Raw genomic sequence first — 3,005 nt, forward strand, 5'->3', positions numbered from 1 at the left:
TCTTTATTAAAAAAACTTGAAAATCATCAAGGAACAACTCTATGCATTTTTAAAAACAGCAATTATGAAATTGATTCGAGTATATGAAAATTCGTCAATAACTATTTAACATCTTCGTGCGATTTGGAAACGAATAAAGATATCTATCTCGTTTAGCTTCGATTAATTTGTATGAAAAGGTCCATCTTTTCATAACGTGTATGCATAAAGCTATTAGTTGAAGTAATTTAAAATTTGGCTTTTTTATTTGACTTGATTTTTAAGGTTACAATAATACTAGCTATACTAACTACAACTCCTAAAATGGCAATAGCGCTTAACCCAAGATTATTAGGAGAAAGAAATCCGACTGGTATAATTCCTAAAAATGAGATCACTATAAATGCTTGATACATTGCCGATATGTTTCGTACAACACGATTACTAAATAGTGATAAAAGCAAAGGCGGTAAAAAGAGTACAATGATTATACCAATAGATATCCACAAACCAGCTGGTTCATCGTATGAAACAGTATTAGGACCTGTTGGATATCTAGCAGCCAATAAAACCGCTCCAACAGCTATTAATAAAGTTAAAAAAACCATATAAAATTTTTTGAGCATAGATAGAGAACTCCTTCTCCCTTAACTAATTTTGGAATAGTAATATATTTAGCAATATGAAAAATGACTAGTTTTAGTTGAAGTCTGCCCTATGAGATAATTGGAAACCAAGGTTATATCTAAGTGAAAGAAAGTGAACCAAATCCTGATTTAATTGCTTATCCCGCATATAATTGGCAGTAAAAACTTTTGCATGATACAAGCCCACATAGCAAACGTCCTACTGCTTACTATTGCACAATAAGATAGTGAGCAGAGGAATTTTTGCCCCCACTTCAAGCGGTGATTCCTGTACCATAAATTTGGTCATTGACATTTTTCTAAGTGTTAAAATGAACTAAAATCAATTCCATTCAGCATATATGTAAGTACGGTCAGTACCAGCAAATATCCCGCCATGGTCCAATACAAATCAAACTTTGGTTTGTTGATATGTACAAGGAAAAGATAAATATGGATGACTCCATACAACATTAGTGCAAAAACGTAGGTAATTACAAACAAGTCTATCATTAGAAATCCAAAAAAGCAGATAACCAAGCAGAAAATAGCAGCAAATGGAATGTTTACGACAGCGTACTTTGTAAGTAATTCGCGGTGAGAGAATTTTGCATTCCCCAGAAACTTCAATAACATATATAGAGAGATATAGCCTGCTGCAAAAGTAATAATCCAGGAAAGAGTCCCAGTTATTAAAAACATAATTCCAATCTCTGTAAACATACTCAATAAGCCATCGAATCCAAACTTAAAGAATAAAAAGTTACATAAACCTATGATAATTGAAAGTATTAACAGTATGAGGATACTCGTTTCAATTCCAATGATATGATTCGACTTCACTACAGAATGTGGTCTTATAATGGCATCCTTTAGTATACCTTTCGTTTCATTTAAACTCTTACCAAAGTCAAAGTTTATTTTGCTTTTTTGCTCCTTAGGTTCGTCAAAATTTTTGTCATTATCCATCGTTTCACTCCTTCTATTAATTTACATACATTCATATTAAATCAAATTTATAAAACTACCTATCTATGCTCCGCCTCCTTTGCTGCTCATTCTTATATTACGATAATTTATATGAAAGTTTCAATTTATCCCGCAGGGGTTTTATGCTGAAAGGCTACTTGGCAACTACCTGTTTGCGGAAGGGCTTTTCTATTATAAATTTCGGATAATCCTTGGGCTGGTAATTAGTGTCTACGCCTCCACTAACGTAAGTTTTCCACCATGATAACAATAGTAATGTTCAGCGTGAAGACTTTTAATTTTATTCAAAGATTGTTCCGCTTTCTCAATATTTAAACAGAAGTGTGGATTAGCGATAACTAATTCTTGATTTTCTTTAACAGCTGCATCACCTGTAATGACACTTTTTAAACTCGGAATATATAATGAAATGTGACCCGAAGTATGCCCTGGCGTTGCTATTATTCGACATTTGTTATCTAAAATCATATCTCCATCCTGGACTTTTTCATCAATTGGAACATGCTTTAAATTCTTTAATTGCTGTATAAACCATTTGCCAAATTCCATCTCTTCTTCTGGCATATTTTCTAGCTTTTGTTCTGCTTGAATCAATCTCTCTGACTTCATTTCACCACTAATATATTTTGCTTCAAGGTCACTAGCTATAATGTTAATCCAAGGATATTTTTCCTTGAAATCGTATAAGGACCCTATATGATCATCATCATAATGTGTAATGATGATACGCTTTAAATGCTTCATTTCATATCCATGTTTTAAAATTTCATTTTCTATTAAATGTAAAAAGCCTGTATACCCTGTATCAATCAAGGTTAATTCATTATTTGATATAAGTAAGCTGGGATAAATATAATTGTTTTGTCCATTAAATTCAAATTTAATTGGTAATTCTTTTATCTTCATCTTTCTACCTCCGTTTGTCTTAAAAATCTAGTGAATGATTATGTTACCAAACGATTTATCCATGCTTTCTTGTTTCAAATGCTTCGGTTACTTGCACGACTGGTTCATCCCAAGGATGATTAGGGTAAATGCCTTCTTCAATTACTTTTAATAATAAATGCTTATCTCTAGGAATAGAAAATTCTAACTTAAACGACGTTACTTGCTTCCTTTCTCCTATATCTCCCTCTGTTGGCATAGAATTTTTTGAAGGGACAAATTGCTCTATACCATCATTTGAATGCCAAGCTACGTTTTTATAGTTTCCATAAATTAAATCATCAACATGTAACACACCTTCTAATACTCTATCCAAAGATTCTGGAACCACATAAGTATGTATTCTATATATTGGCACTAATTTCACAAATTTCTTCCTCCCAATACCTTTTTTAAAAGTTAAGAAAGTATAAAATTAGTGCAATGACTGCGTTAAGCCAAGTAGTTATTTTGAAATGTTTGATG

General features: G+C 32.1%; 4 protein-coding genes. All 4 read right to left on the reverse strand.

Features of this window, described 5'->3' with window-relative positions:
- Positions 1-227: 227 nt before the first annotated feature.
- Positions 228-605 carry a DUF5391 family protein gene (locus Q1A47_RS20280; RefSeq protein WP_166531050.1) on the reverse strand — a complete coding sequence of 126 codons (378 nt, stop codon included), beginning with the start codon at positions 603-605 and terminating at the stop codon, positions 228-230.
- 327 nt (positions 606-932) lie between these two features.
- A complete protein-coding gene (locus tag Q1A47_RS20285) occupies positions 933-1,574 on the reverse strand; it encodes a hypothetical protein (RefSeq protein ID WP_166531049.1) in 642 nt (213 codons plus the stop codon).
- Positions 1,575-1,805: 231 nt separating this feature from the next.
- Entirely contained in the window at positions 1,806-2,501 is a 696-nt protein-coding gene (locus Q1A47_RS20290; RefSeq protein WP_166531048.1) for an MBL fold metallo-hydrolase, read from the reverse strand.
- Positions 2,502-2,556: 55 nt separating this feature from the next.
- The gene (locus Q1A47_RS20295; RefSeq protein WP_026679799.1) at positions 2,557-2,907 is read right to left on the reverse strand and encodes a hypothetical protein; all 351 of its coding nucleotides are present in this window, start codon (positions 2,905-2,907) and stop codon (positions 2,557-2,559) included.
- Positions 2,908-3,005: the final 98 nt, after the last annotated feature.

The organism is uncultured Virgibacillus sp. (assembly GCF_947495635.1).
GTDB lineage: Bacteria > Bacillota > Bacilli > Bacillales > Amphibacillaceae > Virgibacillus > Virgibacillus salarius.